The organism is Peptoniphilus sp. Marseille-Q6390, from assembly GCF_965119475.1.
This window is the reverse complement of the sequence record NZ_CBCPLS010000001.1, coordinates 882,881-906,035: the sequence shown is the minus strand read 5'-3', so window position 1 is coordinate 906,035 and position 23,155 is coordinate 882,881. Positions and strand designations below refer to the sequence as shown.

The following is a 23,155-nucleotide window of genomic DNA, read 5'->3' as shown; positions in this document are numbered from 1 at the left end:
GAAAAAAAGATATTCAGAAATAGGTAGTGGCAAAGAAATAATGGGACTATTTTTAATAGTTATTGGAATAGTTTTCTTTATATGCCTTTACAGTCAGAGAATGGGTATTGTCGGATCATTAATATATAAATTGTTCTCAGTCTTAGCTGGTTCCGCAAACTTTCTTTTACCACTACTTTTAATTTTTTGGGGAATACTTTTTAATATTCAAGCGACAAAAATACATATGAGTCGCTATATAAGTTTTTCTTTAGTAATTCTTTTATGCATACTGGTTTTCTTAGACGGATCTAAGGAAATGGATATGACTTTAATCGAAAGAATAATAAAATCAACTGAGTATATGGATATCACTAGAAGCGGTGGGATTATCGGCGCAATCTTTGGATTCTTTTCTTATAAACTTTTAGGTTCACTTGGTACTTATATAATCTTAAGCTTAGTAATAATTGCTTCAATATATTTCATGATAAGACCTAATATCGAGCATATAATTATGGCTTTTGAAGATTTGGGCGAATATTTTGAAGACAAAAAACTAGCTCGTGAAGAAAAAAGATTCGAGAAAAAATTGAAGCTTGAAGAAAAAGAAAAGAAAAAAGAATTAAAAGAAAGCAAGAAGAAAGAAATTAAAAAAATTGAAGAAAAAGAATTAGATAATAGTCAGGATTTGTCTGAAAGTTTAGTAATAAAAGATTATTCTGAAGATAGTATTCCTGAGAATAAGGATTTTGAGGATGTAGCCTATACTGATGATATTGAATTTACTAATGATGCTACTATCGAAACTCAAGATGATGAGGAAGAAGTTATCGATACTATAAAAGATGACATTGAACACAAAAAAGAAGAAGAGTTTATTTACACTTACCCAGACACAGCTCTTTTAGATAGGATTCCATCAAAGGGTAATTTTTCCAAAGACGAAGTTCTTGAAAAAGGCAAAATCATTGAAAATACTATGAAAAACTTTGGAATTGATTCTAAGATTGTAGCTATAAATAGGGGACCAGTTATAACTTCTTATGAGCTAAAACCTGCTCCAGGGATAAAATTATCTAGAATTGTTGGTTTAAGTGACAATATTGCAATGGCGTTAGCAAGTTCTGATTTACGTATTGAAGCTCCAATACCTGGTAAAACAGTAGTAGGTATTGAAGTTCCAAACAAAGATAAAGATTCTGTTGCACTTAAAGAATTAATTGAGTCTCAAGAATTTAAAAATAGTAAATCTGATATTCCTCTAACCCTAGGCAAAGATGTAGAAGGTAATATTTTAATTTCTGGTATGGAAGACATGCCACACCTTTTAATTGCAGGTGCAACTGGTTCAGGTAAATCAGTTTGTATTAATTCAATAATCACTAGCGTTATATATAAATCATCTCCTAAAGATGTTAAATTAATGCTAATAGATCCTAAGGTTGTTGAACTCAGCGTTTATAATGGAATACCACATCTTTTAATAGATGTAGTTACTAATCCTAAGAAAGCAGCCTTTGCTCTTAACTGGGCTGTGGATGAAATGGAAAAAAGATATGAAGCCTTTGCTGAAAATCATGTGAGAGACTTAAAAGGCTATAATAAAAAAATGATGGCAGAAGGAAAAGAAGATGAAAAGCTTCCTAAAATTTTAATAATCGTAGATGAGTTGGCTGACCTTATGATGGTTGCTTCCAAAGAAATCGAAGAATATATAGCAAGGCTTGCTCAAAAGGCAAGAGCTGCTGGTATGCACTTAATACTTGCAACTCAAAGACCTTCTGTTGACGTTATTACTGGAACTATTAAAGCCAATGTTCCATCTCGTATTGCCTTTGCAGTAGCATCTTCTGTAGACTCTAGAACCATACTTGATATGGGTGGTGCAGAAAAGTTGCTAGGAAAGGGAGATATGCTATTCTATCCAAGTAAATATCCTAAGCCAAAGAGAATACAGGGTGCTTTTATTAGTGATGGGGAAGTAGAAAGATTAGTTGATTTTGTAAAAAGCAACAATGAAATTAAAAATAAGGTTGAATCAAAAATAGAACAAGCAATAGAAGACAAAAAAGTAAAGATTGACAACGAAAAAGACCCTCTTTTTAAAGAAGCAGTTGAACTTGTAGTTAATGATGAACAAGCTTCTATATCTTATATACAACGAAAGCTAAAAGTTGGTTATTCAAGAGCAGGTCGAATTGTTGATCAAATGGAAGAAATGGGAATAATTGGCCCTCACGAAGGTTCAAAGCCTCGTAAACTTTTAAAAACAAAGGAAGAATTGGATATGATTTTAGGTGAAGAAGATGAATAATGTTCACATTGTTACCCTTGGGTGTTCAAAAAATGATGTGGATTCTTCTATGATGTACTCACTATTAGATAAAAATAAATATCAAATGGTTAATGAGCCAAGTCAAGCTGATATTTTAATTGTTAACACATGTGGTTTCATAGATGCTGCAAAGGAAGAATCCATTGATACAATACTTGAATCTGTAGAATATAAAAACGAAGGCAGATGTAAAAAGGTTCTATTATCTGGATGTCTTGCACAAAGATACCCAGAGGAACTCATTAAAGAAATACCCGAAATAGACGGCATAATTGGTACGGGAAATATTGATTATATCAATGAACTTTTAGATAGGAGTCTTGCTGGAGATTTATTTATCAAGACAGATAATTTAAATTCAGCCTATATAGAGGGCATTAGAAAAGAAAAAGTTAATACGACAGAATATGTTAAGATTTCTGAAGGTTGCAACAATAACTGCTCCTACTGTATAATTCCTTCACTACGTGGGAAAAATAGATCTAGAAAAATTGAAGATATTTATAGTGAAGTGGAATACCTGGTAAGTAAGGGCGCAAGAGAAATCATCCTAATTGCTCAAAATACTACTGACTATGGTATAGACTTATATTCTAAATATTCTTTAGCTAATTTAATAAAAGAAATTTCAAAAATAAAAGATTTAAAGTGGATTAGAGTTTTATACTTATATCCAGATCATTTTACAGATGACTTAATTGAAGAGTTTAAAAATAATCAAAAGCTTGTAAATTATGTGGATATGCCACTTCAACATATCTCAGACGATGTTCTTAAAAAAATGAATAGGAAGACAAGTAAAGAACATATTATAAAAACTCTAAAGAATCTAAGAAAATCTGTACCTGACATTGTCATAAGAACGACTTTTATCGTTGGATTTCCTGGAGAGAGTGATGACGATTTTAATCAATTAGTTGATTTTATTAAAGATATAAAATTTGATAAACTAGGTGTTTTTGAATACTCTAAAGAAGAAGGTACAAAAGCAGCTTCATTAGATGAACAAATTTCCGATTCAATAAAAGAAGAAAGAAAAAACGAGATAATGGCAATTCAAAGTGAAATTTCTGCCGAAATCCTTTCAAAAAATATAGGAAAAAGGCTAGAAGTTTTAATTGAAGAAGAGGTTGATGCAGAAAACTACGTTGGTAGAACTTATATGGATTCTCCAGAAATCGATGGTGTTACTTATGTTCATTCAGCTAAAAATCTCGAAATCGGTAGCTTTGTCCAAGTAGATGTAGTTGATAGTTTAGATTACGACTTAGTAGGTGAAATTATATGAATACTCCAAATAAACTAACCTTAATGAGAACCCTAATGGTTCCTATATTTATCCTTTGTATGTATTTAGATTTTAATAATTCAAGGTTAATTGCCACAGCTATCTTCGCGGTTGCTTCTTTTACTGATTTTTTAGATGGCCATATAGCAAGAAGAGACAATCTTGTTACGAACTTTGGTAAATTTGCTGATCCCCTTGCTGATAAAATATTAGTGTGCTCTGCAATGATAATGTTAGTTAGTACAGGCGAAATGCCAGCATGGGCTGTAATCATAATTATTGCAAGGGAGTTTACAATTACTGGATTTAGAATAATAGCGGCATCTGAAAATATCACTATTGCTGCAAGTCCTTTAGGAAAATTTAAAACAGTTACTCAACTAATTTCAAATATTTTGCTTTTAACAGGTTTAGAAAGTCTTAGAGGTATTGGAATGATTATTTTTTATTTAGCTGTAGTATTTACTATAATTTCTGGTGCTGATTACCTTATTAAAAACAAAAAAGTATTAGACTTAGAAAACATTTAAGGAGAATTATGAAGGCAAGTATCCTAACAATTGGCAAAGAGATCCTAATTGGTTCAATTTTAAATACAAATTCCAAGTATATATCAGAAAAATTAACAGATATGGGGATAGATGTTATAAGACAAGTCTCAGTAGATGATGGCTTAGATGAAATTGTAGAAGAATTAAACTATATTTCTAAATCATCTGACTTAATTATTATAAGTGGTGGACTTGGACCTACAGATGACGACTTAACAAGAGATGCTGTAGCAAAATTTTTAAATAGAAGGGTTTATCTCGACCAAGACGAAAAGATAAAAATGGAAGAGAGGTTTAATAGACTTGGAAGAACAATGACTCCAAATAATCTTAAGCAAGTTATGCTTATAGAAGGATCAGAGAAAATCGATAATCATTGGGGAGTTGCTCTTGGTGAGTTTATAGAATTTAATAATAAAAAAATCATTCTACTACCTGGACCTCCTAACGAAATGGAACCAATGCTTGACTATTATATTGCTAATAAATCCTTTACAAGTGATAATATTATTATAAAGTCAATAGATATCATTGGCCTTGGTGAGTCTATTATTGAAGATAGAATAAGACATATGGAATTTAATGACAAGAGTATTTCAATCAATACTTTTGCCCATGGGACTTATACAGAGGTTAAGATAATTGGAAAAAATTCTGATAAAGATAAACTTATATCCTCTATAGAGGAAACAGTCAATTCTCTTTATAGGGAGTTTAAGACTCATATTTATTCAGAAAATAATGAAGATGTCGCAAAACAAATTGTAGATATTTTAAGAAAAAATAATTTAAAGATTTCCTTCGCAGAATCCATAACTGGTGGAATGCTAGCATCAGCTATTACAGATATAAGTGGAGCATCTAATGTTATTGAAAGCTCCTATGTTACCTATTCAAATGATTCAAAAAATAAAAATTTAAATGTTTCTAAGGAAACACTGAAAGAATTTGGTGCTATAAGTGAGAATACAGCTTTTGAAATGGCCAAAGGAGTAAAAGAAAAATCACTTGCCAATATTGGAGTTTCAACAACTGGAGAAGCTGGACCAAATTCATCAGAAACAGAAGTTGGAAATGTCTTTACATGCATCTATTTTGGTAAAGATAATTATTATACAAAACATTATTTCTTTTCAGGAGACAGAAATAAAATACGCAGAAGCACTGTAAATAGAGTTTTATCTCACATTCTTTATTTACTTAGAAAAAATTTTAAGGAGTAATTATGAAAGAAAGCAATTTAAGTAAAGAAAAACAAGAAGCTCTTCACAACGTCATATCAAAAATTGAAAAACAATACGGGGAAGGATCTGTAATGATTCTTGGTGAAGATGTTAAATTAGACATTGAATCTATACCTACTGGTTCACTTGCTCTTGATATTGCCCTTGGAATTGGCGGTATTCCTAAGGGAAGAATTATAGAAATATATGGACCAGAGTCATCAGGTAAAACTACTTTGGCTCTGCATATGCTAGCCGAAGCACAAAAAATTGGCGGAACAGGTGCATTTGTAGATGCTGAGCATGCTCTTGATGCTGGATATGCAAAAAACCTTGGAGTAGATGTAGAAAATTTAATTATTTCTCAACCTGATACAGGTGAGCAAGCCTTAGAAATAACTGAAGCTCTTGTAAGATCTAACGCTGTTGATTTAATTATTATAGACTCAGTTGCCGCACTTGTACCAAAAGCAGAAATCGATGGTGACATGGGAGCTGCACAAATAGGTCTCCAAGCAAGACTTATGTCTCAAGCTCTTAGAAAATTAACTGGGGCAATCAACAAGTCAAAATGTACCGTTGTATTTATTAACCAACTTAGAGAAAAAGTTGGTATCATGTTTGGTAACCCAGAAACTACAACAGGCGGTAGAGCCCTTAAGTTTTATTCATCTGTAAGACTTGATATTAGAAAGTCTGAAAACATCAAAAAAGGTGATGAAATTATTGGTAACAGAGTTAGGGTAAAGGTTGTTAAAAATAAAATAGCACCACCTTTTAGACAAGCAGAGTTTGATATTATGTACGGTAAGGGAATATCAAGTGTAGGCAATATACTTGATGTTGCAGCTGAAGCTGACATTATAAAAAAAGCAGGAGCTTGGTACTCTTATGGTGAAGAAAGGCTTGGCCAAGGTAGAGAAAATTCTAAGGACTTTTTAGAAGAAAATCCTGAACTACTAAAGGAAATAGAACACAAAGTAAGAGTTCATTATAATCTTATTGAAGATGATGAAAATATAGAAAACAAAGAGGAAGAAAACACAGCTAATAATGAAGAATAAGGCGTGATTTATTGAAATTACTTTATTTAACAGACACTCACATAAGAGGCACTAGTCCAAAGAATAGATTAGACGATTATTGTGAAACTTTAAAAGAAAAATTAAAAGAAATTTCAAATATTGTTAAAGAAGAGAAGGTTGATTTTGTTTTGCATGGAGGAGACTTATTTGACAGGCCAGATGTGTCTGTCAGTATAGTCTCTGAATTTGCACAGATTTTTCAATCTTTTGGAGTGCCTATATATATAATAAGCGGCAACCATGATATATTTGGTCACAATCCAGACACCTTAGACAGAACAATGCTTGGTCTTTTGTGTAATCTTGGAATTATGCATCTTGTGAACTATAAAAAAATTATTTTAGAAAAGGATAATTTAAGAGTTCAACTAACAGGATCTCCCTATATTTATTCAATGGACGAGCTTTCCAATAGAGATAACTATAAGGTAACAGAAGTTGATGAATCCTGTAAATATGCCATACATATGACTCATGGTTTTTTAATTGATAAACCCTTTATGAAAGAAGTTAGTCATACTTTAATAGAGGATATTAAAGATACAAAAGCTGACATCACTCTAGGGGGTCATTACCACTTTGGATTTAAAACTGTTGAACTTGATAACAAATTTTTTGTAAATCCTGGTGCCTTAATAAGGATATCTAATTCAAAAATTGAAATGAAAAGAAGACCTAAGGTAGATATTATAAGCTTAGATGAAGATATTCATATAGAAGAAAGATATTTAAAATCTGCAAAACCTGGAGAAGAAGTCCTTGATAGGTCTGAAATGGAAAGACATCAGTTTAAGGGAATTAAAATGGCAGAATTTAAAGAGAGTATAGAAGCTTCAGCAAACTATAAAAGTCTCGATATTTTTGATTTGCTCTTAAGAATTTCTAAAAGTGAAAACATTAGTGAAGAAGTTAAAAGTGAAGCTCTGAAGAGAGTGGAAGAAGCTCAAATTAATGAGGTTAGATACTCATGATTTATATAAAAAATGTAGAACTTACTAATTTCCAATCCCATAATCATACAGAAATAGAATTTGACCGAGGCCTCAATGTTATCCTCGGTAATTCTGATGCTGGTAAAACTGCCATTCTAAGGGCAATAAAGTGGGCTCTTTTCAATGAACCAAAAGGAGATTATTTTATTAGACAAGGGGAGAGGGATGTATCTGTTAAAGTTACTTTCTCTAATGGCGTAGTAGTTGAAAGATCGAGAACTCCATCTAAAAACTCCTATTATCTTATGGATTCCGAAGGTCAAGAAATGCGTTTTGAAGGATTTGGTTTAGATGTACCAAAAGAAATAACTGATGCTATTCAAATGTACAAAGTTTCATTAGATAATTCTAATAATAAAGTCATTTTAAATATTGCAGAACAACTAGATGGACCTTTCTTGTTAAATGATCAAGCATCTATGAGGGCCTCTGCTATAGGTAGACTTATTGGAGTTAATTATGTCGATGATGCTCTTAGGACTGTTGTAAGAGATAACAAAAGAATTAATCAGGAAATTGATAATCTTAGATCTAGTAAAGATGACATTAAAGAACAATTGAAAGAATTTGACTATATCAAAGATTATAAAGATAAATTCCAAAAACTTTCTCAAGTTAGAGATAAAATAATGGAATTAGATCAAAGATTAAATTTAGTATCTAGCTTAAAAGAACAGTATGATCAATATAATTTTGAGCTAAAAAAAATTAATAGTCTACTTGAAAATTTTAAAAACATAAACAAGATAGTCTCCATTATTCCTATAATAGAAAGTAATCTAATTAAAAGAAACACCTACGAATCATACATTACTAAATTAAACCGAACAGAATCCGAGGTTTTAAGTATCTCTAATACTTTGGATAATTTAAAGAATATTGATTCAATATTTGAGAAGGCTAAAGAAATTGAAATAAAAGAAAAAATGCTAGATTTATATTCAAAACTTGTCAAAGAGTATAAAGCTAACTCTAATCTTATTAATGACACAAAAAAAGATTTAGAATCAATAAAAAATATTAGCAAGATTTCTGACATAAATAATTCTTTAGAAGAAAAGATAAATTTGTATTCTAAAATATTTTCAACAAAGGAAAATCTTTTAGCAATTAATGACAAGTTAAATTATGGCAATGATTATATAAAAAACTTTAGTAATAATGATGCTATAGAAAATATTTCCGAAAAATTAGAAAATAAGATAAGGTCTTTATTTGTTTTATCAGATTTTCAAAGAAAATTAGTTGAACTAAATAATGATTATAAATTAGGAGCTAATGATCTTGCTGAAATTAAAAGTAATTTAAACTCTTATACTGAGTCATACGAGAAAACTATTCTAGAAATTGGTGTTTGTCCCTTCTGTTATAGTGAAATAAATAATGACTCCATTGAACATATAAAATACCATTTGAGGAATGATTAAATGAACTACGAAGAAAATTTGAAAAATTTAAAAGAACAATTAGACAGATTAAAAAATATGAAGTATAAATCTGAGGCTAGACTTGAACAACTTAATGCTCAAAAGAAAGATATTTTAAATGAAATTGAAAAACTAGGTATTAAACCCGAAGATCTTGAAAATGAAATATCAAATTTAAAGAGTGAAATTGATAGGCTTTTCGCTGAAGCCAATGACTTAATGCCAAGGTTGTGATTGCTTGGACCTTAAAGAATTAGATCAAAACTTAAGTAAATTAAATAATAAGATTTTAAGCGATGAAGGTAAAATTGAAATTTTAAATGATCAATTGGAAAAAATAGAGAAGAAGCTTGAGGATAAAGAAAAATATAGCGAAGTACTTACTCAAGTCTCACTACTTTTTCAAAAGACTTCTGAATTTGCAAGAGAACAATCCAAAAGGCAGATTGAAGATACTGTAACTAAGTGCCTTCAGTTTATTTTTGAAACAGATATAGAGTTTTTAATAGAATTATCAGAAGCAAGATCTGTACCTATTGCAGAATTTTATGTTCAATCTAACTATTCTGAAGGTTATAGCATAAAGACAAAGCCCGAGATAGCTAGAGGTGGGGGAGTTGTTGATATCATTTCTCTTGCTCTTAGAATTGCTTTCTTACAACAAAACCAACCAATATTATCTGGTCCTTTGATATTAGATGAACCAGGAAAGCATGTTAGTAACGATTATATTTTTAATCTTGGGGAGTTTTTAAAACAATCATCAAATGTTTTCAACAGACAAATTATAATGGTAACACACAATCCTCATTTGTCACAAATTTCTGACAAGGCTTTTCAAGTCAAAAATAAGAAAGGAATTAGTGAAGTTAGCGTTTATGAGGAGTAATATTTTCTTGACTTTAGCATGTAAAATTGTTAGTATATTAGTGAGCATATAGAGTGTTTATGTATTATATTAATATTAAACTTTAAGACAGGAGGATATATAATGATTTACGACTCAAAATTAAAGAATAAAGATGTCGATGGTTTATTCGAAGCTATTCTTTTACTTGAAAATTTAGAAGAATGTTATAGATTTTTTGAAGATATTTGTACCGTTAAGGAGTTGCAAGCAATTGCACAAAGACTACAAGTTGTTAAGCTACTAGTTAAAAACAAGACTTACCATGAAATTGAAAGTGAAACTGGAGCTTCAACAGCTACTATTTCTAGAATTAATAGATCTTTAAACTATGGTTCTGATGGATATAAATTAGTTTTACAAAGATTAAACTTTATAGATGAAGACGAAGAAAAAGAATAAGGATGCCCTTATTCTTTTTTTATATGTTTACATTTATGGTTTTATAATTTATATAAGATACTAATCCAGGCTTTTTTGCTGGATGTCTTTTTACGTTCATCTTGAAGGTATAGTCCACAGGAATATTTTGTGACTTTGATAAAGAGCTATATTTTGCTGCTAGCTTAGCTGCTGTCATCATTGCACTATTTGAAAAATCTCTATTATCATGTTTTAAGATTACATGAGAACCTGGAGCATCCTTTACATGAAACCACAGGTCATTTTTTTTTGCTTTTTTTAAGGTTAAGTAATCATTTTGCCTATTGTTTCTACCAATATAAATATCAAATCCGTCTTCAGTTTTTATTTTAATATAATTTTCTTGCGAATCTTTTCTTTTCTTTTTATTATTTTTACTACGTTTTTTTAAATAACCTTCTTTTTCTAACTCTTCATACAAGTCATCAATATCATCAGGAGTCTCAGCAAAATCTATATTTAATAAGATTGATTCTAAGTATTCAACTTCTGATTTTCCTATGCTAATTTGTTCTTCTAAATATACAGCTGCATTTTTTAGTTTAGAATATTTTTTATAATACTTCGAAGCATTTCCTGGTCCATCTAATTTCGAATCAAGTGGAATTTTTATTTCTTCCATCTCATTATAAAAGTTCTCAACTGTAACATAATCAGAACCTTTTTCTATTCTATGAAAATTTGAAGAAATTAAATCAGCGTAAACTTTATATTTGTCTCTATTTAGAGCTAGGTTGAGTTCGTTTGATTGGTTTGATATCTTCCTATTAATTTTATCAATATGCTTCTTAACAGCCCTTCTAAGCTCTTTACTCTTGGATCTGAGAGAATCACGTAAAAATTTTGAATTATAAAACTCTTCAAGTAGGGAAGAGATGCTATCAGCTTTTACCTTATCTTTATCACTTAATTCTTTCAAATCAATAGAATAAAAATCCTTAAAAATTTCTTCTCTATAAATTTTTATTGGAACAAATTTATTTTCTTTTATGTCTAAGAAGATATTCAAAAATACTTTATTTAAAATCTCAATTTCATCATCATTAAGTGAAAAAATATTCTTTTTAAAATCAATATTAGTCCTAAATTCAATCTCTTCACACATTTGTGGACTTATGCCTGTAAAATTCTTTAAGAAGAAAGATTTTAAATTGAGGTTTTCTTCACAATCCTTTATTAGATTTATAATAGATTCTGTTTCACAAGGATCCAGACCCTGAGAAATGTCTTCCTCATTATAAATAAGGCCTGGAAGTATTTCTCTAACACTCGAAAGATTAAAATTTACCCTCTTTAGAGAATCGATAATTTTCTTGCTTTCATTATCAATTAATATAACATTTGAGTGTTTACCCATAAGCTCAATTATAAGAGACTTTTCACTATATAGGCCAAGTTCATCTCGAGATTTAACGTGTATTTCTACAATCCTATCCATTTTATATTGGTTAACACGTAAAATTTGATTGTTCTCGAGATGTTTTCTAAGTAGCATGCAAAAAGCTGGAGGATTTTGTGGACTATCAAAAAGCTCTTCGCTAAAATACATCCTAGGGCTTCCATAAATAGATATGAAGAGTCTTTCTCTTTTACCATTAGCTCTTATATTTATTAAAAGATTATTGCTGTCATCTTGGTAAATTTTATCTATTCTACCACCATTGACACGATTATTTATTTCATATACTAAATTTTTTACTACTGTTCCGTCTAATGACATTTTATCACCTGGAAATTATTATAACATATATTATAAAATCAATTTAGTTAATTCTCAAAACAAAGGTTTAGAGCATATGTATTAGTCATAGGATTAAATTAAAAATTTAGGACCAAAATATATGGAAAAATATGAAGTCTGAAATGAGAGGTGTAAACATATAGAAATTAACAATAAGAAATAAAGGATTCCTTTATAAATTTATTTAGAAATAAAAATTACGCTAATTTATAAACTTTTTTATTTATTGTAGTGAAAATTCTAAAATTTATAAAACACTAAGCTTTGTATATGGATTTAAGCAATTGTAAAAAGATATAAATAAGAGTGTATAAAACAAATATATAGAAAAATAAAATAATAATAGCTAAGAATAAGATCTAAAGATTTTATAAAAATGATAAAATGAAAAATTTTGAGAAAATTATAAATAAAATAAGAAGTATTTTATATGCAGGATAGTAATAATAGTTTAAAATACCTGTTAAAGCTAATGAGCATAGGTATTTAAGGATATTAAAACAAACTTAAAAAAAATAAAAATAACTAAAAAAACAAATTTAGTCACAAAATTATTATTTTGTGACTAAATATTTCTACTTTCATATTCTTTTTTTAGTGGTTTTTTATGATGTTTTTCGTTCCCTACTTTTTATAAAATAACAAAATGAGATCTTTTTGCCGAACTAAATTATCATAAGTATTATTTTTCTAATTAAAAATCGAATAATGAGTTTTTATTTTCTTTTTTCGAAGAATTATCTCTTATATCTTTTATATCTTTTAAATCCTTACGTTCTTCCTTATTTAATTCTTTTAGTTCATTTTCTTTCTTATCTGAATTTTTATTATCATCTTCATAGTTATACCTCTTACCCTTAGTCTTAAAGTTTCCAGAAATATAAACCGAATCATTCTTCCAGTCTACATTGAGACCTAGAGTTTCAGAAATAAATCTAATAGGAACATAGGTCCTTCCATCGTAAAGGATTGCAGGAGAATCAAGATTAACTATATTTTCATTTCCCCCATTATTTACCTTAGCTTTTGTAGAATTTATATCTAACTCAACTAATACATCTATCGCTCCAATTAGAATACCGCTAGTATTAGTGTCCTTCCTTTGATAAAAGTTGATATTAGCGCCAAGATTTTCTGTTATATATCTAACTGGAACCATTACCCTATTATTAGTCTTATCAAGGTAAGCCTTTCCCATGTCTTCGGGAATATTTTGTATGCTATTGTTGATATAAATATTAATATCCTTATCAGCAGCTTCTTTTGGAAGCTTTCCAGCTGCAAAAACAGATGTACTTAAAACAATAGACATTACTCCAATTCCTAGTAACCTTTTTATGTTTTTCATAATCTCTCCTTTAGTTATTATTTTCATCTTTATTATTTGTATAATTATTGAGTTTTGAAAGTGGATTTGAGTCCACCATCTTTCTTAGGGCTTTTTTATTTACATGAGTGTATATCTCCGTAGTGTTAACTGATTCATGGCCAAGAATTTCTTGAAGTGCCCTTATATCGGCATTTCCATATTCGTACAAAAGAGTTGCAGCAGTATGTCTAAGCTTATGGACAGAATAAATATTTGTGTCTAGGCCTGAATTTTTCATATGCTTCTCTATCATATGTTGTATAGACCTATTACTCATCCTTTGTTGCCTCATTGATAGAAACAAGGCATCATCCTTTATTTGTGGTCTAAGCTTTAAATACTCTTCAATGGCAAATACTGACGCTTCATTTAAATAGATGACCCTTTCTTTATTACCCTTTCCAATTACTTTTAGGGTATTATCTTCCTGTAAATGAGATATATCCATACCAGCAAGCTCAGAAAGCCTCATCCCACAATTCAAAAACAAGGTGACAATTGCATAATCTCTTTTTTTATAAAGATGCTTAATCTTTGATTCCTCTATGGTTTTTAATAAATTTAGACTCTGATCTAAGGTCAAATAAACTGGAAGAGTTTTTTCCACCTTTGGCATATCAATATCTATTACTGGATTTATCTTAATTATATCAATCTTTGCATGAAGATAGTTGTAAAAACTCCTTATTGACGAAATTTTTCTAAATTTAGACCTATTAGATATTTTTCTTTCTCTTTCTAAAAATGCATTATAGGCATAAATATCCTGTTTAGTAACACTTTCAAGAAGATCAGGACTTATATCTTCAATTGTAATATGGTCAAACTCAATTTTTGAGTCTACAAGACCCTTTCGCCTTTTTATAAATCGAACAAACATCCTCAGGTCATAGTAATATTCTTTAATAGTATTATCGGATGCACCCTTAGTTGATTTCATGTAATCTAAAAAATCATCAATTAAGTTTGAATTAATCAAGTCATCACCTCCTATAAAAATAAAAACCTGACAAATGTCAGGTTCTTAATTATTTTGCGTATTCAACTGCTCTAGTTTCTCTTATGACATTAACTTTAATTTGTCCAGGGAAATCTAGTTCAGACTCAATTCTTTTAACGATTTCTCTAGCAGTAATAGTAATTTCTGCTTCAGAAATTTTTTCAGGTTTTACAATTATACGTATTTCACGTCCAGCTTGAACAGCATAAGACTTCTCAATTCCATCAAATTCATTAGCGATTTCTTCAAGTTTTTCAAGTCTTTGGATGTAAGATTCGACTGTTTCACGTCTAGCTCCTGGTCTAGCTGCAGATATAGCATCTGCTGCTTGAACTAAGACAGACTCTACACAGTTAGGTTCAACGTCTCCATGATGGGATTGAATTGCATTAATAACAAATTCTGATTCGTGATATTTTCTTGCAATTTCAACACCAATATCAACATGCGGAGCATCGAGATTTCTATCAACCGACTTTCCTATGTCGTGAAGTAGTCCACCCCTCTTAGCAAGTTTAACATCAGCGCCTATTTCACCAGCTAAAATACCAGCAATTTCAGCAACTTCTACTGAATGCTTAAGGTTGTTTTGTCCATAAGAAGTTCTGTATTTTAGTCTACCTAAATACTTAATAATTTCTGGATGTAAGCCGTGAACTCCAGCATCATAAGCTGCTTGTTCACCTGATTCCTTAATTATCGTTTCCACTTCATTTTTAGCTTTTTCAACAGTCTCTTCAATCTTTGTTGGGTGAATTCTACCATCATTAACAAGCTTTTCTAGAGCTACTCTTGCTATCTCTCTTCTAATTGGGTCGAAGCAAGATAAAACTACCGCTTCTGGAGTATCATCAATAATTAAATCTACTCCTGTTATTGACTCTATAGCTCTAATATTTCTACCTTCTCGCCCTATAATTCTTCCCTTCATTTCATCATTTGGAAGATTAACTACAGCAACAGTAGATTCAGCAACTTGGTCGGCTGCACATCTTTGAATAGCCTGAGCAATAACATTTCTAGCATATTTGCCAGATTCTTCTTTAATCCTGTTTTCATTTTCTTTAATAATAAGTGCCGATTCATTAGTTATTTCTTTTTTAAGTTCATTCAAAAGAATTTCTTTACCCTCTTCTTTTGTAAGACCAGCAACTTTTTGAAGTTCCTCTTCTCTTTGTTTAACAAGTTCATCAGCTTGTTCTTCTTTTTCCCTCAAGCCTTCTAATTTCTTGCTAAGTTTTTCGTCTTTCTTTTCAACTTGAGAAGATTTTTTATCTAAAAGTTTTTCTTTAGATAAAACCCTGTCCTCTAATTCTTTAATTTCAGCTCTTCTAATCTTCGCTTCATTTTCTTGCTCAGATCTTAACTTTTGAATCTCTTCTTTAGCTTCAACAAGCAAAACTTTCTTTTGTGTTTGTGCTTGATTTTCAGCATCGTATATTATCTTTTTAGATAATTCTTCAGCATTTTTAAGTTTACCTTCAGAAATATATTTTCTAACAGCATAGCCTACAGCTAAGCCAATAATACCGATAACAATAGATATTAAAGTACTACTAAAACCCATTTTACACACCTCCTATTTAGTTTTCATGTTTCAAATTTTAAAATCATTATTAAGGCACAAGCCTTAAAATAATTGTATATCTTTTAAAAGCATAAGTCAAACAGAAAAGCGTGTATATAAGCTCAATCTATTTACTTTTGTATATAGGAATAGCTAGCTTGTACCCAGGCTTAATATCGTAAGATGAAATGCTATTTGCCTTCTCTATATCCATTACAAACTTCATTTTATTCTTATAATCATAGTTATCAGAAATAGTCCAAATTGTATCTCCACTTTTTACTGTATAAATATCATAAATAATTTCTTTTTCTTGTAAGTTTAAATCCGATTCATTTTTTACCATTAGACCAGTATTAAAAATAAAAATTAATAATAAAAATAATAAAATTTTTTGTTTTCTTATAATAATAGTACGTTTCATCTTATCACCTCAAAATTATGTTCCAACTTTAGTTTAAACTTTTGTATCAAACAGTCGTATCAAATAAAAGTTCTGAACATATGTTACATCTTATGTTCTTTTTTGTCAACTAAAAAGAACAAGTTTTTTAAACTAGAGTTTGAAATGCTTGTTCAAATATGATATTATTAATTTAACAAAAATAGGAGGTAATCCCATGTACGAAGACTTAAACCAAAGAGAACTTGAAATTTTATTTTTTATTAAAAGATTTATTGAATCAAAGTCCTATCCACCTACTGTTCGTGAAATTTGTGCAGGCTGTAATATAAAATCAACTTCAACTGTTTATTATGCACTTGAAAAACTAGAGACTACGAACTATATAAGAAAGGATGCATCAAAGACTAGAGCTATAGAAATTGTTCCACAAGATGATGACATCTTAATGCTTAAGAAAAAGACTGTTGATGTTCCTGTTCTTGGAAGAGTAACTGCTGGTGCACCAATACTAGCTGTCCAAAACATAGAAGATACTATGCCTTTACCTGTTGACTTCGTTTCAGATAAGGAACTCTTTATCTTAAAAGTTTCTGGTGAAAGTATGATTAATGTAGGAATTTTTGATGGTGACTATGTAATTATTGAGAAATCAAATTGTGCAAGAAATGGAGAAAAAGTTTTAGCTTTAATTGAGGACGAAGCAACAATTAAAACCTATTACAAAGAAGAAAACAGATTTAGATTGCAACCTGAAAATGATACAATGGAACCTCTCTACTTCGACAATATTGAAATTCTTGGCAAAATCGTTGGACTGTATCGAAGATTCAACTAAAAATGAATTAACTTTTATAACCCCCAATCCCCTATCAGGAATCGGGGGTTATTTTTATTTAAAAAAAAATCCCCAAAACTGGGGATTAAATAAAACTCTTATAGACTTAGTGGAACTTCAAATTCTCTTTTTGCTTTTTTAAATAAAAATTCTCCATTACGGACCGATGATAAACACTCTGCCCTATTTCTTATTGCTTCAAATTCATTTGGTGCATCAAGAACTATAAAGTTTGCAGGTTTTCCTTCATCAAATCCATACTCATCTTGAATATAAAGAGCCTTTGCTCCGTTATAAGTTATTAAGTCTAGATCTTTTTCAAAATCTTCTTCTCTCATAAGCTGTGAAAGGTGGATTCCATTATCAAGAATATTCATAAGGTTTCCATTTCCTGCTGGATACCAGAGATCTACAATTGAGTCTTTACCAAAGCAAACATTAATATCATTATCAACGAATTCACGAACTCTTGTTATGCCACGGCGTTTTGGATAAGTATCTTGACGTCCTTGTAGAAAAGCATTTTCTGTTGGTAGCGATACAAAGTTTATTTTTGACTTTCTAAATAGTCCCATCATTCTAAAGGCATATGAATCATCTGATGATCCAAAGGAACAAGTGTGACTTGCAGTAGTTTTTTAGCTATACCTTTCATCATGGCTTCAGCATTTAGAACTTCTAAGAATCTTGCCATTACGTCATCAGTTTCGTCACAGTGTACATCAATTAATTTATTGTGTTTAACTGCTAAATTAACTATTTCTTTTATTGATTTTTCTCCTAGCTCACGGCTCCATTCATTGTGAGGAATTCCTCCAACTACTTCACAACCTAATTCAAGAGCTTCTTCAACTAGGTCTCTACCAGTTTTGCCTTCTTCTCCGTAAGAATACATACCATTTTGAGGGAAGGCTACAACTTGCGTTGTCTTTTGCTTGGGAACATAATTTTTTATCCTCGTCATCCTTGTAGGAGCACAATTTATCACTGTCATTGTCTTTGGCATTTTTTCTTTTATCTTTAAAATTATTTGAATCTTGACTATCTTTAACCCCTGTTTTGAAATAGAATGTTAAGTCATATGGATGAACTGTTTCGTCTTTGTCAATTCTTCCAACCACAACTTTATCAACTATGCTTTCAAATACTGTTCTGTTAAATTCCTCTATAATTTCTTTATTTTCTAAGACTTTTTTAAATTGCTTTAATCTTTCTTTAATAGAGTCTTCATCTTTTATCGTTAGTTCCAGTGTTTTCTTTTCATCAAGTAATTCTTCTTTTTGTTTTGTAAGTTTTTTATACTTTTTAGCATAAACTTCTTCGTCTATACTATCTTCTAAATGAAGATCAACTAACTTTCTTTCTTGACTAATGATTCTGTTTAATTGGTTTTCTAACTTTTTCAAATCTTTGACTAAAGTATTATCATTTATTTCTTCTTCAACAATCTTTAAAAAGTCATCTATTATTGTTGAATCTGCATGGCATAATTGCCTATAGCTTTCAACAAATGATTTTTCTATTGCTGCTTCTTGTATTCCCTTTGAATGAGGGCAATATTTTTTACCTTTTTTAGTTGACTTTACACATTGCCAGTTAATTTTTTTATAAATTGAACTAGTGTGCCATGTTCTTCTTGAAAGTATTTCACCACAAAATCCACATTCCAGCATACTTGAAAAAGCGTATTGCCTTGATAGTTTCTCTCTTTTTCTATCCTTATTAGCAATGGTGTTTCTATTTTGTGCTCTCCTGAGTCTAATCTCCTGTGCCTTTTCAAAATCTTCTCTTGATATAATTGGCTCGTGATGATTTTCAATGTGGTATTTATCAGATTCACCAAAGTTTGCTAGTCTTCTTTTTGTTATGGGATCAACTGTGAAGGTCTTTCCCATTAGTATATCTCCAATATACTTTTCATTTTTAATTATTCCTAACACTGTAGTATCAGACCATTTTGTTTTACCTCTCGGGGTGAGATATCCTTGCTCTTCTAGTTCCCTACCAATGACCGAACCACCATTGCCTTCTAAATATCTTTTAAAGATATATCTAACAATTTTGGCTTCTTCTTCATTTATAGAGATACTTTTTGTTATAGGGTCATAGTCGTATCCAAGGCAACCTTGAAAACCAATAAGTTCCCCTTTTTCCATTTTCATTTTCAGTCCTTTTTTTACATGGGCTGAGGTATTTTCTACTTCTTGTTGAGCTACTGAACTTAATATTGTTAATAGTAACTCTCCATCCATTGTCAAAGTATCTATATTTTCTTCTTCAAATACTACACCAACATTGTTTTCCTTTAATAGTCTTACATATTTTAAGGTATCTAATGTATTTCTAGCAAATCTTGATATAGATTTAGTAATTATCATGTCTATATCTCCATTTTGGCAATCACTTATTAACCTCATGAAATCTGCTCTTTTAGTAGCAGTTGTTCCTGTAGTTGCTTCATCGGCGTATATACCAGCCAAAGTCCAGTTTTTATTATTTTTTATTAGATTCGTATAATAATCAACTTGCGATTTATATGATTCAAGTTGGTCTTTACTATCAGTGCTAACTCGACAATATGCTGCAACACGTTTTAAATCTAAATGTAGTGCATTTCTATTTCTTGCTCCTGTATTTGAAGCTTTTATTACTTTTACTTTAGTATTCATTTTACCTCCTTCCCATTTTGTATCTTTCTACAGTGTTATTATATCACAAGATTAACTACTTTCTATCTCTCTTCTTATAATCATTTTCTATTCTATTTTTTATTTTTGTGTATTCCTTATCATTAATTAATTTAAGATCATAAAGTCTACATAACATAGCAACTCTCATGCTATAAACTTTTATTGCTTGCATTTTAACCTCCTATGTAAGTTGAATTTTTTTCCTAGATAAGTGAATTAAATATGAAATATGCTAATTTCATCTAAGCATTTTCAAGAATATTCACACTTCAAAGTATTTGGATTTTTATAGAAAGATGAAAAAATACCCCTCACTTTATAAAGTGAAATTTGCCCTCTTTGGTAACCTGAATTTTTATTTTTTATAGTATTTTTGAGTTTTAATGATTAATTTGAGCATAAAAAAATGAGGACTTATGCTCTAAGGCATAAATCCTCTTAAAAGAAAGAAACTTTTTCGATTGTTATTTGTATTTAGTTTTTTAAACCAATTTTATCCATCCTATTTAATTCCCCAAACATCATTACTACACCAGCTATTATCATAATTAAATCTACAAGGGGTTCTGCAAACCATACTGCTTTAACTCCAAATATCATTGGTAAAATAATCATGGCAGGTACGAATAAAAATAACTGTCTTAGCATTACTATTATGCCGGCTTTTTTAGCGTTTCCTATTGATTGGAAGAATGTTATAGTCATTACCATTACTCCATATAGGATAAAGATAGAATAAAATAGTCTAAAGTTTCCTATTCCCTGAGTTATAATACTTTCTTCTACTCCAAATAAAGACAGAATATTCTTTGAAAATGCTAATGCTGGTATCCAAAATATTGATGCAAGAACTAATCCTCCGATAGAAAATACTTTCATAGCTTCTTTTACTCTGTCGTATTTTTTCGCTCCAAAATTTGTACCAACTACAGGTTGTAAACCTTGACTCATTCCCCAAAGTGGAATGAATGAAAAGGCATATATTCTAAGTGTTGCTGCCATCAAGATAGCATTTGTATCTCCGCCATATTTAAATGACATTTTATATAGCATTGTTTGTTGAATCATAAATAAAATTTGCATCATCATAGCAGATGACCCTACGCCAAACATTTCTTTTTTTATTTCCTGATCAGGTTTGATTTTATTTATTTTTACTGCTTTACTTTTATATTTGAAGTAATGGAGTGTTATTATTGCTTGAACAAATTGTGCTGTAATAGTTGCAAGTGCAGCCCCTTCAATTGCATATTTTCCCATTAATTTCATTAGAATAGGATCAAGAATTATGTTTAAAAAAGCTCCTAGCCCCATAATGAGCATTGCTTTTTTCATTAATCCTTCTCCACGCATAACCATGTTTGCTGATTGAGTAAAGTTTACAAATAAAGAACCAATAAAAATTACTCGTAAATATCTGATACCATATTCTTTAATTTCTCCACTTGCTCCAACCATATCTAAAAAATGTGGTGCAAGTAAAATTCCGCCTATTGTAATAATTGATGAGAATAGAATAACCCAAAAGATTAAATTCCCCATAATTTTATCAACTGTTTTTTTGTCGCCCTTTCCTATAGCTCTTGATAAAACCGATGCTGACCCTACACCAATTAGGGTAGATACTCCGCTATTGAAAAAAGTAAGTGGCATAGCTACACCACAAGCTGTCATTGCTGTTTGTCCTATAATATTTCCTGCAAAAATTCCATCCATTAGTGGATAAAGACCTATTACTATCATTCCTATTACAGCAGGGATAGATAATTGAAAAAGTAAATCTATAGGTCTTTTTGTTAATAATTGTTCTTTCATATCTTGTTTCATAAAATTACCTCCTTTTTTTCATCCAGATTTTTTTAGCAAATTTTAAGTTTGATCGAAGAATTCCCTAATTTTTCCCATATTCTTTTCATCTTTAATACCATGCCATTTGACTTTTCCATTCTCCATAAACATAAAATAATCACAACAACAGTCTACTAATTCCGGATCATGTGTGATAATAAAAATAGTTTTTCCGTCCTCTTTAAGCCTTATCATTTCATTAGAAACTTCTTTCATATTCTTAAAATCCAAACCACTTGTAGGTTCGTCCAAAATCAGTATTGTCCTATCAGAAGCGATAGCACTTGCAATTGCAACCCTTTGTTTTTGCCCTCCGGATAATGACATTGGATGGCAATCTATAAAATCCATTAAATTTAACTTTTTACATATTTCATCGATCTTTTCTTCTTTATTCTCATCGTTCTCTATACTCAAAAGAATTTCTTCTTTAACTGATTCGGTAAATAATTGATGATTAACATCCTGCTTCACCATAAAACATTTTTTTAGCCTTTCTCTTGTAGCATAACTTTCTGTTTGTATATTTAAAGTTCCTTTTGCTTTTTCTTCAACTCCACATAAGCATTTTGAAAAAGTTGATTTTCCAGAACCATTATTTCCTAAAACAGCCACAATAGATTTTTGAGGTAATACAGCATCATTAATTTCAAAAAACGGCTCTTTTCCATAACTAAACATAAAATTCTTAATCTCTATTTGTTCCTTAGATTCTATATTTTTTATACGGCTACTGGTATCAATAGGGTGTATGCTCCTTAACCCCATATTATTTAAAATGCTGTTAGGTAATTTCTTGAACTCAACACAAGAAAATTCTTTGTTAATTTTTCCATCTTTCATATAAATAAATCTATCTGCAATATCTATTAAATATTGTAGTCTATGCTCTGCAATAACCACAGTTGACTTTTTTTCTTTCCATTTTTTTATGATATATTTTAACTTTTTTATAGTTTGTATATCTAAATTAGAAGATGGCTCATCTAATACATAGATTTCAGGCTCCATAACAGCAGCAGAAGCACAAGCAATTTTTTGTTTTTCTCCTCCTGACATAGAAAACAAGCTCTTATCAAGCAAATCTTTTATATTTAATTCTTTTGTTACCTTGCCAATTCTTCTACAAATTTCTTCTCTTGAAATCCCAAAATTTTCACAGGCGAATGCAATTTCGCTTGTTGAATCTACATTGAAAAATTGAGTTCTTGGATTTTGAAATACTGATCCTACATATTGACTCAATTCATTAATAGAATTTTTAGAAATTTCATGTTCATTTACAATAACGCTACCAGTCAAATTTCCGGAATAATACCCGGGAATTAACCCATTTATCAACCTACTTATTGTAGTTTTTCCGCAACCGGACTCACCACAAAATACAACTACTTCACCAGCATTGATATTTAAATTAATATTATAAATTCCAGCATTCTTATTCCCGCTATCATAAGTAAATGACACGTCTTTAAATTCAATCAAT

The 23,155-nt window shown here is 30.2% G+C and carries 22 protein-coding genes; 11 read left to right on the top strand and 11 right to left on the bottom strand.

Annotation, left to right across the window (positions count from 1 at the left end; genetic code table 11):
- The first annotated feature begins 40 nt into the window (after positions 1 to 40).
- The 10 genes from ACWPVO_RS04420 (at position 41) to ACWPVO_RS04375 (ending at position 10,192) form a co-directional block, all read left to right on the top strand.
- A complete protein-coding gene (locus tag ACWPVO_RS04420) occupies positions 41 to 2,296 on the top strand; it encodes a DNA translocase FtsK 4TM domain-containing protein (protein WP_454207184.1) in 2,256 nt (751 codons plus the stop codon).
- Positions 2,289 to 3,605 (top strand): 30S ribosomal protein S12 methylthiotransferase RimO, encoded by a 1,317-nt coding sequence (rimO, locus tag ACWPVO_RS04415; RefSeq protein ID WP_454206809.1) that lies wholly within the window; start codon positions 2,289 to 2,291, stop codon positions 3,603 to 3,605. The genes ACWPVO_RS04420 and rimO overlap by 8 nt, the downstream gene beginning before the upstream one ends.
- The gene (pgsA, locus tag ACWPVO_RS04410; RefSeq protein ID WP_005956431.1) at positions 3,602 to 4,135 is read left to right on the top strand and encodes a CDP-diacylglycerol--glycerol-3-phosphate 3-phosphatidyltransferase; all 534 of its coding nucleotides are present in this window, start codon (positions 3,602 to 3,604) and stop codon (positions 4,133 to 4,135) included. The genes rimO and pgsA overlap by 4 nt, the downstream gene beginning before the upstream one ends.
- A gap of 8 nt (positions 4,136 to 4,143) precedes the next feature.
- Positions 4,144 to 5,379, top strand: coding sequence for a competence/damage-inducible protein A (locus ACWPVO_RS04405; RefSeq protein ID WP_454206807.1), 1,236 nt, complete (start codon positions 4,144 to 4,146; stop codon positions 5,377 to 5,379).
- Positions 5,380 to 5,381: 2 nt separating this feature from the next.
- Positions 5,382 to 6,443, top strand: a complete 1,062-nt coding sequence (gene recA / locus ACWPVO_RS04400) for a recombinase RecA (RefSeq protein WP_005956439.1) — start codon at positions 5,382 to 5,384, stop codon at positions 6,441 to 6,443.
- A gap of 11 nt (positions 6,444 to 6,454) precedes the next feature.
- Complete coding sequence (locus ACWPVO_RS04395) at positions 6,455 to 7,435, top strand: metallophosphoesterase family protein (protein ID WP_454206804.1); 981 nt, start codon at positions 6,455 to 6,457, stop codon at positions 7,433 to 7,435.
- Entirely contained in the window at positions 7,432 to 8,883 is a 1,452-nt protein-coding gene (locus ACWPVO_RS04390; protein ID WP_454206802.1) for an AAA family ATPase, read from the top strand. The genes ACWPVO_RS04395 and ACWPVO_RS04390 overlap by 4 nt, the downstream gene beginning before the upstream one ends.
- Entirely contained in the window at positions 8,884 to 9,117 is a 234-nt protein-coding gene (locus ACWPVO_RS04385) for a hypothetical protein (RefSeq protein WP_005956548.1), read from the top strand.
- A 4-nt stretch (positions 9,118 to 9,121) separates the two neighbouring features.
- Positions 9,122 to 9,772 carry an ATPase gene (locus ACWPVO_RS04380; RefSeq protein WP_285073486.1) on the top strand — a complete coding sequence of 217 codons (651 nt, stop codon included), beginning with the start codon at positions 9,122 to 9,124 and terminating at the stop codon, positions 9,770 to 9,772.
- Between the two features lie 102 nt (positions 9,773 to 9,874).
- The gene (locus tag ACWPVO_RS04375) at positions 9,875 to 10,192 is read left to right on the top strand and encodes a YerC/YecD family TrpR-related protein (protein ID WP_005956529.1); all 318 of its coding nucleotides are present in this window, start codon (positions 9,875 to 9,877) and stop codon (positions 10,190 to 10,192) included.
- Between the two features lie 19 nt (positions 10,193 to 10,211).
- Here the strand turns inward: ACWPVO_RS04375 and ACWPVO_RS04370 are convergent, their stop codons facing one another.
- From ACWPVO_RS04370 to ACWPVO_RS04350, 5 genes are all read right to left on the bottom strand, one after another.
- Positions 10,212 to 11,933 (bottom strand): Rqc2 family fibronectin-binding protein, encoded by a 1,722-nt coding sequence (locus tag ACWPVO_RS04370; RefSeq protein ID WP_454206799.1) that lies wholly within the window; start codon positions 11,931 to 11,933, stop codon positions 10,212 to 10,214.
- A 715-nt stretch (positions 11,934 to 12,648) separates the two neighbouring features.
- The gene (locus ACWPVO_RS04365) at positions 12,649 to 13,302 is read right to left on the bottom strand and encodes a copper amine oxidase N-terminal domain-containing protein (RefSeq protein ID WP_454206797.1); all 654 of its coding nucleotides are present in this window, start codon (positions 13,300 to 13,302) and stop codon (positions 12,649 to 12,651) included.
- Positions 13,303 to 13,312: 10 nt separating this feature from the next.
- Positions 13,313 to 14,302: a tyrosine recombinase XerC gene (locus ACWPVO_RS04360; RefSeq protein WP_454206795.1), complete on the bottom strand. Its 990-nt coding sequence runs from the start codon at positions 14,300 to 14,302 to the stop codon at positions 13,313 to 13,315.
- A gap of 49 nt (positions 14,303 to 14,351) precedes the next feature.
- Entirely contained in the window at positions 14,352 to 15,890 is a 1,539-nt protein-coding gene (gene rny, locus ACWPVO_RS04355; protein ID WP_005956514.1) for a ribonuclease Y, read from the bottom strand.
- A 127-nt stretch (positions 15,891 to 16,017) separates the two neighbouring features.
- Positions 16,018 to 16,314, bottom strand: a complete 297-nt coding sequence (locus ACWPVO_RS04350) for a LysM peptidoglycan-binding domain-containing protein (protein WP_454206793.1) — start codon at positions 16,312 to 16,314, stop codon at positions 16,018 to 16,020.
- Positions 16,315 to 16,510: 196 nt separating this feature from the next.
- Between ACWPVO_RS04350 and lexA the strand changes: the two genes are divergently transcribed.
- The gene (gene lexA, locus ACWPVO_RS04345; RefSeq protein WP_005956429.1) at positions 16,511 to 17,131 is read left to right on the top strand and encodes a transcriptional repressor LexA; all 621 of its coding nucleotides are present in this window, start codon (positions 16,511 to 16,513) and stop codon (positions 17,129 to 17,131) included.
- A gap of 98 nt (positions 17,132 to 17,229) precedes the next feature.
- Here lexA and ACWPVO_RS04340 read toward each other — a convergent pair whose 3' ends face one another.
- The 6 genes from ACWPVO_RS04340 to ACWPVO_RS04315 form a co-directional block, all read right to left on the bottom strand.
- Positions 17,230 to 17,706: an amidohydrolase family protein gene (locus ACWPVO_RS04340; RefSeq protein ID WP_454206791.1), complete on the bottom strand. Its 477-nt coding sequence runs from the start codon at positions 17,704 to 17,706 to the stop codon at positions 17,230 to 17,232.
- Positions 17,706 to 18,026 (bottom strand): hypothetical protein, encoded by a 321-nt coding sequence (locus tag ACWPVO_RS04335; RefSeq protein ID WP_454206789.1) that lies wholly within the window; start codon positions 18,024 to 18,026, stop codon positions 17,706 to 17,708. Before ACWPVO_RS04335 ends, ACWPVO_RS04340 begins: the two co-directional genes overlap by 1 nt.
- Positions 17,992 to 19,800 (bottom strand): recombinase family protein, encoded by a 1,809-nt coding sequence (locus ACWPVO_RS04330; protein WP_454206787.1) that lies wholly within the window; start codon positions 19,798 to 19,800, stop codon positions 17,992 to 17,994. The genes ACWPVO_RS04335 and ACWPVO_RS04330 overlap by 35 nt, the downstream gene beginning before the upstream one ends.
- Positions 19,801 to 19,855: 55 nt before the next feature.
- Positions 19,856 to 19,993: a hypothetical protein gene (locus ACWPVO_RS04325; RefSeq protein WP_023054952.1), complete on the bottom strand. Its 138-nt coding sequence runs from the start codon at positions 19,991 to 19,993 to the stop codon at positions 19,856 to 19,858.
- Between the two features lie 302 nt (positions 19,994 to 20,295).
- Positions 20,296 to 21,648, bottom strand: a complete 1,353-nt coding sequence (locus ACWPVO_RS04320; protein ID WP_227931958.1) for an MATE family efflux transporter — start codon at positions 21,646 to 21,648, stop codon at positions 20,296 to 20,298.
- 42 nt (positions 21,649 to 21,690) lie between these two features.
- The gene (locus ACWPVO_RS04315) at positions 21,691 to 23,154 is read right to left on the bottom strand and encodes an ABC transporter ATP-binding protein (protein WP_010815646.1); all 1,464 of its coding nucleotides are present in this window, start codon (positions 23,152 to 23,154) and stop codon (positions 21,691 to 21,693) included.
- Between the last annotated feature and the right edge of the window lies 1 nt (position 23,155).